Annotated in this window: 7 protein-coding genes and 1 CRISPR repeat array; of the genes, 2 read left to right on the top strand and 5 right to left on the bottom strand. The window is 49.3% G+C overall.

Translation table 11 applies throughout. The features are described 5' to 3' along the window. Window positions 1–16 precede the first annotated feature (16 nt). Window positions 17–262, top strand: a complete 246-nt coding sequence (locus IQ260_RS26245; protein WP_228016449.1) for a tetratricopeptide repeat protein — start codon at window positions 17–19, stop codon at window positions 260–262. Window positions 263–428: 166 nt separating this feature from the next. Further along, a CRISPR array of direct repeats spans window positions 429–1,310; the repeat unit is 35 nt; unit sequence GTTTCCGTCCCCTTTCGGGGTAATGGGATTTGAAC. Window positions 1,311–1,553: 243 nt separating this feature from the next. Here IQ260_RS26245 and IQ260_RS26240 read toward each other — a convergent pair. From IQ260_RS26240 to cas1, 5 genes are all read right to left on the bottom strand, one after another. Beyond that, complete coding sequence (locus tag IQ260_RS26240) at window positions 1,554–2,204, bottom strand: hypothetical protein (RefSeq protein WP_193996034.1); 651 nt, start codon at window positions 2,202–2,204, stop codon at window positions 1,554–1,556. A gap of 160 nt (window positions 2,205–2,364) precedes the next feature. Continuing rightward, window positions 2,365–2,751, bottom strand: coding sequence for a four helix bundle protein (locus IQ260_RS26235; protein WP_193996033.1), 387 nt, complete (start codon window positions 2,749–2,751; stop codon window positions 2,365–2,367). A 99-nt stretch (window positions 2,752–2,850) separates the two neighbouring features. Then, window positions 2,851–3,243 (bottom strand): four helix bundle protein, encoded by a 393-nt coding sequence (locus tag IQ260_RS26230; RefSeq protein WP_193996032.1) that lies wholly within the window; start codon window positions 3,241–3,243, stop codon window positions 2,851–2,853. 23 nt (window positions 3,244–3,266) lie between these two features. After that, window positions 3,267–3,545 (bottom strand): CRISPR-associated endonuclease Cas2, encoded by a 279-nt coding sequence (cas2, locus tag IQ260_RS26225; RefSeq protein WP_193996031.1) that lies wholly within the window; start codon window positions 3,543–3,545, stop codon window positions 3,267–3,269. A 9-nt stretch (window positions 3,546–3,554) separates the two neighbouring features. After that, a complete protein-coding gene (gene cas1 / locus IQ260_RS26220) occupies window positions 3,555–5,588 on the bottom strand; it encodes a CRISPR-associated endonuclease Cas1 (protein WP_322745053.1) in 2,034 nt (677 codons plus the stop codon). A gap of 126 nt (window positions 5,589–5,714) precedes the next feature. On the opposite strand from cas1, the gene IQ260_RS26215 reads away from it, so the two are divergent. After that, complete coding sequence (locus tag IQ260_RS26215) at window positions 5,715–6,122, top strand: four helix bundle protein (RefSeq protein ID WP_193996030.1); 408 nt, start codon at window positions 5,715–5,717, stop codon at window positions 6,120–6,122.

The raw sequence follows: 6,122 nt of genomic DNA, 5'->3' as shown, positions 1-6,122 counted from the left end.
GGCTTAGGGGGTAACGCTGGCTAACCTGGGGGGGACCTTGACTAAGCTAAAGCGGTTTTCGAAGGCTACGGAAGTGCTTCATCAGGCTCTAATCCTTATTCAAGCGATAGAGGCTCGACCAGTCGAGGCGACCATATATCGGTATTTTGCGTTTCTGTACCAAGAGACGGGCGAAGAGGCATTGGCAGCTGAGTATCGTCGTAAGGCGGCTGAGCTGGCGAGTGAGCTGAGTGGAAAAGAGAGGACGGAGAACGGAGGGTAAACGTACAAATATCATTTGGCAAGCATGGTTTTGGATAGGGGCTCTTTCTCCATCTTCTATCTTGGCTTTTCCGTCTTATTAGAAGTTTCCACTTCCTTGTATGTTCGCGGGGTAATGGAATTTGAACGCTATGAGCAAATGCGTAAGTTTGTTAATCCTACTTACGGTTTCCGTCCCCTTTCGGGGTAATGGGATTTGAACAATTGCCCGAGCGAAAGATGGTAGCTGGGTTCCAGTTCGTTTCCGCCCCCCTTTCGGGGTAATGGGATTTGAACTTGATGTGTTCGTTGATAACGTTGCCTATGACGATAGTTTCCGTCCCCTTTCGGGGTAATGGGATTTGAACGAGTATTACTGCACCAGAGATTCAGCTGGATAACTGTTTCCGTCCCCTTTCGGGGTAATGGGATTTGAACTTGACTCAAGAACAAGTTGACGAGAAGTGTACGGGTTTCCGTCCCCTTTCGGGGTAATGGGATTTGAACTCACCGGAATGCAACCGGGCGAAAGACGAAGCATCGGTTTCCGTCCCCTTTCGGGGTAATGGGATTTGAACGTTGCACAGTTGGCAAACATGACGGCTTTTCAGAACGTTTCCGTCCCCTTTCGGGGTAATGGGATTTGAACAACGTCCTGTTCCACGTCCGACTGCAAGCGAGACTGAGTTTCCGTCCCCTTTCGGGGTAATGGGATTTGAACCATGAGTCATACGAGATCACGTATCTTGATGAGCGTTTCCGTCCCCTTTCGGGGTAATGGGATTTGAACACTTATATTTTGGGCAAAAACGATTCTTGCTTGATTGTTTCCGTCCCCTTTCGGGGTAATGGGATTTGAACCCGCTCAAACTCTAAATCTAGCCCCTAAGACAATCGTGTTTCCGTCCCCTTTCGGGGTAATGGGATTTGAACTATTAGGATCAAAGAATCTAACACCCTTTCTAGTGTTTCCGTCCCCTTTCGGGGTAATGGGATTTGAACTCTGCTGATCCTGAAACGGTAGCTACTGTTAATGTTTCCGTCCCCTTTCGGGGTAATGGGATTTGAACCCCTACCTTTTGAAACCTATACGTAGTAAGGTCTTGAGACCCCCATTTTCGCGGGGGTCTAAGCAAGGGGTCCACAATTGAGAATCAGCTGCAATAAGGCACCCTTGAAAAAGGCTGAAACCTTTGTATACCAGTTGATTCTCTAGGGTTGACGAAATAATGCAGTTTTCAAGGTCCGGCAGACCCCCACGAAATGAGGAGCTATCCCCAAACTTAGCCTGCTTTTTAGACCATGTCCAGCGCTTAAAGCATTTCTTCAGACTTTTTGATGACATGATCCAATACCTCTCGCACCACACCGCTTGTACCTCGGCAATTTAAGAGTACCACCTCACCTGCCAGAGCACCTGATGCCTTCAGGCTATATACCGCATGGGTCAACGAATGACTCATATAGCCAGTAATGATGAAAATTAGAGCGCAGCGTCTAATTTTACCCCTTAACACATTACGCTTGATGCTATTTTCACTAAGAGGTGGAATTTCAACCCATGTCCCTAGACCATACTGATTTGACAACACCTCAATAACGCCCCGCCGAGTAGTGGCATGTCCCCCAATGATGCCTAAACTCCAAGTTGATAGATCTGGCTTTTGCACATTATCGGGCAGCTGATCGCCATCTGTTTCAAGGTCTGATTTATCCAGCTGCGCGATATAGTCTAGTAGATCGTTAACCTGCTGCTCTAACTCCCACACCCGCAGCTGTAATTCATCGAGAGTCTGAGTCAGCCCTGCATTTTCATGTTTTAGCTGACTAATCTCATTGTCTGCATATTTCAGCAGCTCATCTGTATCCTGCTTGAGCTGATTATAATCGGCTCGCAAAGTCGCCAGCCGCATCAGCAGATGACGATTTTCCCGATACTCCTGACCAGACAAACTCCTGATCATTATCTTTAACCATTGTTCCAATCGACTTAGCCATTTCTTTAACCAATACACCATTCGGTAAATCATTATTACCTACCCCACAGATGTAATTTTCAATCCACCCTCTCGAAAATCGGGCTGGCCTCGTGCGAGCCACGCCCCCTCCTCTTTCATAGCTTTTCTATTCTTCTCTCGTCCAAGCTGCCGAATTCTCTACCAATCGGCCTAGTGCTTCAAAAATAGTTCTATATTGTCCCACCAAGTCTTGCCCAGCTTCAGCATCAAGATAGTCACATTCCACCGCAAACGCAATCCAAGTCTGTACTTCAGCAGCTTCCGCCTCAGCGTCATTAAGTTTGGCCATAAACGCCTTACGATAACGCCGCTTACCCCATGCCTCCGCCAGGTTGGCACACACTGAACGAGATGCTGTCACAATCTGCCGAGTCAACATCTCATCCTCATCTGGCGGAAACTGTTGCGATAGCCGGTATAGCCGCATCGCTTCCCTAAACGCCAACCGATAAACCTGTAACTCCTGATAGGTTCTAATGAAATCCTGTCCCATGGCTCTCTCCTATAGCAAATATTGTTTTCCTTACTCCTAGGAACAGAGGATGCACAAGGCCAGTCCTATACATCCCCCCTACTCCCTACTCCCTACTCTCTAACAAGGAATCTCCATCAACCAAGCCTCCGCATTCTCAATCAACTCTCCAATCGAGGTCAAAATTCCCCCATAGCAATCACTATGGGCTAACCCCTCATCCGCCTTGATATACCCGCACTCCATCGCAAATGCCAGCCAGGTCTGTACCGCTGCCGCTTTCGTTTCAGCCTCACTCAGTTTGGCAATAAAGGCTTCGTGATAACGCCGCTTGCCCCAGGCTTCTGCCAGGTTGGCACACACTAACTGAGATGCCTCCACCAACTTGTGGCACAGCGAATCTTCTTCCTCCACCGATGCCTGTGGCAACAGCCAATACAGCTTCATAGATGCCTCAAATGCTAGCTGATAGACCGTCAGTTCTTGGTACGCCGCAATCAATTCCTGTCCCATGATTGTTATCTCCTAAATATTTTTTAGACAATAAACGCCACATCATCTACCTCTCGATCTGGCTGGAAGCCCATCACCGCAACCTTCTTGCGATAGCGCGGCGACATCGGATAAAAACGCACCTGATCTTCTGTATCATCGATATACTTAGCCAGTTTCTTGTTCAGCATTTCTCGCTGATCTGGCGTTAGCACACATTCAAACACCGACTTTTGTACCCGAAGACCGTAACCTTCCAAGAGGTGAGCCACTTTATTCCGACGACGGTCTAGTACGACGTCGTAGCAAACGAGATAAAACATTCGTTTTCCTCACTTCTTCCAAACCATAGGCCTATAACTCTCTCGTTCTCCTGTGATACAGGTTGTATACTCCCAAACCTGCAGCTCAAAACAACGACGGTGACTGACCTTGTAGCCTGTGTGAGGATGAACGGTCTGCGCTTGTAGTTTCTCTTCCCAATGCTTCAAAAACCGTTTTAATCCGTCTGGATGCAGATAGACACCACCTCGTCCATCTGGTGGCGTAAAGTCTTCAGGAGTAAAAATATTGGAATTAATCAGATATGCAACCAGCGAATCAACCACCATCGCACGAAACTCTTCTACTAGATCACACACCAGTGATGGCCGATTGGGCTTAACCGTATGCAGATTGCCAAAATGGGTGTGTAGACCGGCTGCCTCGGTCATGGCATGGACATTTTGAGAGAGTAGCGTATAGCCCAGGCTCAACAGGCTATTAATCGGGTCAGTGGGTGGGCGACGGGTACGCTTTTCAAACTCAAACGGTCCTTTGAGTAGTGAAGCGAAGGCTTGAAAATAGAGATTCGCTCCCTGCCCCTCATAACCCAACATTGACTCGACTGTCTCAACCGTAGGCATCTTTTTGATGAGGTCAGCCAGATCAGCAATGGCTTTAGTTGCCAGCTCAGTCTTACGACGTCGGTTGAGCCGCAACAACAAGATTCGCGAATTGTGTAGCTTACCTAAGATAATGCTCTGTGCCTGCTGACGGATAAAGTCCTCATTCTGAGACTTCGTTACCTGCTGTACCAAATAGTCAATCTTCGCCTGCCCGGTCGTTTGCAGTCGTCCAAAATAACGTCCTTTATTCGAAAGATACAACAGCGGAATCCGCCGCTGTAGAGCCAGACGTACGGCCCCATGCGACACATTACAAGCACCAAACAACACTACATGGGTAATGCTATTGGCCGGTACACTACAGCGCAGCTCTCGCTCATGAAATACCTGAAACTGCTGATGTCGTACCCGTAAATAAGCTCCCTGTTCTGTCACATACAGCGTCGTCATACCATCCCTCCAATATTCATCTGTTGACTTTTTGTGCTTTGGCCCCTGCTTTGCATCTTTGACAATGCTGCAAGCCTTCGGCGGTCCATACACCGGCTGTGCTTTCTTCTTCTGCTTAGATTTCTTCAGCCATTTACGCTCCGGCGCAATCACCTGCTGTGCTTGAAACTGATGCCCTAAAAAAACAAACCCCTCATCCGGTGCAATAATTCGTGTCTTTTCGGGGTTCAGCGTCAGGTAAATATCTTCTAGCCAGTCATGCATCATCCCCAGCGACCGATTTGCCTGCAAATAGCTATGGCACACCGCAACACAGTCATCCCCGTAGCGCACCAGGGGAATATCCGCCGCCAGACACAGCCGATCAAACTCGCTCAGATACAAATTTGCCAGTGCCCCTGAGAGAATCCCCCCTTGCAACACTCCCTTGTTAGGCCGGTAAAACTGCCCCTGCAAGACCATCCCAGTCTTGAGCTGTTGCTCAATTAGCCGCACCCACCCAGTTGCAATCTTGAGCCGTTCCAACTGACCCATCAAGACTCCCCAAGAGAGGTTGTCAAAAAATTGATGAATGTCAGCCTTGATCACCCAGGTGGGCTGCGCACCATAATCAGCCATCACCCGGTCCACCGCCCCATAGATAGACAGCCCTGGCCGATAGGCAAAAGCACTATGGCTAAACGTCGCCTCTAACCGGGGATAGATAGACTGAAGCAAGTAGCGCTGCAGCACACGATCCCGTACCGTAGACAGCCCGATCAACCGCTGCCCGCCATTCTTTTTAGCAATAAAGAATCCCTTCGCCGGACTCGCCCTGTAGCAGTCGCGCCTCAGCTGCCGATGCATTTGCCCCAGCTGCTCCTGGGCCACGCCAGCAAACAAGTCAGTGGTAATGCCATCCACCCCAGCGGCGGGGCTCCCTCGCTGCACCAGCCCCCAGGCCGCATGAAGGTGTTCTGAATAAACCTGCATTTGGTTGCCTCGTTGGTTGACAATTACATAGTGCCGACCGCCGACCTGAGGCCACACCTGAGTCAGGGAAAGGGTTGCCTGAGTTCATACCTGAGTTGGGAGCGGGGGAGCAGGGGAGCGAGGGCGATAGGGAGCAGGTGTGCGGGGGAGCAATAGGTTGTAGATATTGGGGGATTTGGAGTTATGGGAAAGGGGGTTATTAAAAATCATGCTGATTTGGAGGTTTATCAGCTGGGATTTCAAGCGGCGATGGAGATTTTTGAGTTCTCTAAGGGCTTTCCGGTTGAGGAACGATACTCGCTGACTGATCAGATGCGCAGGTCTTCGCGATCTGTTTGTGCCAATTTGGCTGAGGCTTGGCGCAAACGTCGCTATCAGGCTGCTTTCGTCGCTAAACTCAGTGATTCAGAGGCCGAAGCTGCCGAAACCCAAACATGGATAGAATTTGCAGTCAAATGCAACTACTTATCAACCGAAAAGGGTAAAACCCTGTATCACACCTACAATCAGATTCTCGGAAAGCTTGTTCGTATGATTCACTGTCCTGGGCCATGGCTATTGGCGAGGGGAGGTAAGGAGCAGGGGAGGTAG

The organism is Leptolyngbya cf. ectocarpi LEGE 11479, assembly GCF_015207065.1.
Classification (GTDB): Bacteria; Cyanobacteriota; Cyanobacteriia; order Phormidesmidales; family Phormidesmidaceae; genus Leptothoe; species Leptothoe ectocarpi.
The sequence above is the reverse complement of the archived record's forward strand: the minus strand, read 5'-3'. Positions and strand labels throughout refer to the sequence as shown.

Coding starts and splice junctions, on each gene's coding strand:
- cas2 (WP_193996031.1), bottom strand. CDS start 3,545: ATGTTTTATCTCGTTTGCTACGACGTCGTACTAGACCGTCGTCGGAAT.
- IQ260_RS26235 (WP_193996033.1), bottom strand. CDS start 2,751: ATGGGACAGGATTTCATTAGAACCTATCAGGAGTTACAGGTTTATCGG.
- IQ260_RS26240 (WP_193996034.1), bottom strand. CDS start 2,204: ATGATCAGGAGTTTGTCTGGTCAGGAGTATCGGGAAAATCGTCATCTG.
- IQ260_RS26230 (WP_193996032.1), bottom strand. CDS start 3,243: ATGGGACAGGAATTGATTGCGGCGTACCAAGAACTGACGGTCTATCAG.
- IQ260_RS26215 (WP_193996030.1), top strand. CDS start 5,715: ATGGGAAAGGGGGTTATTAAAAATCATGCTGATTTGGAGGTTTATCAG.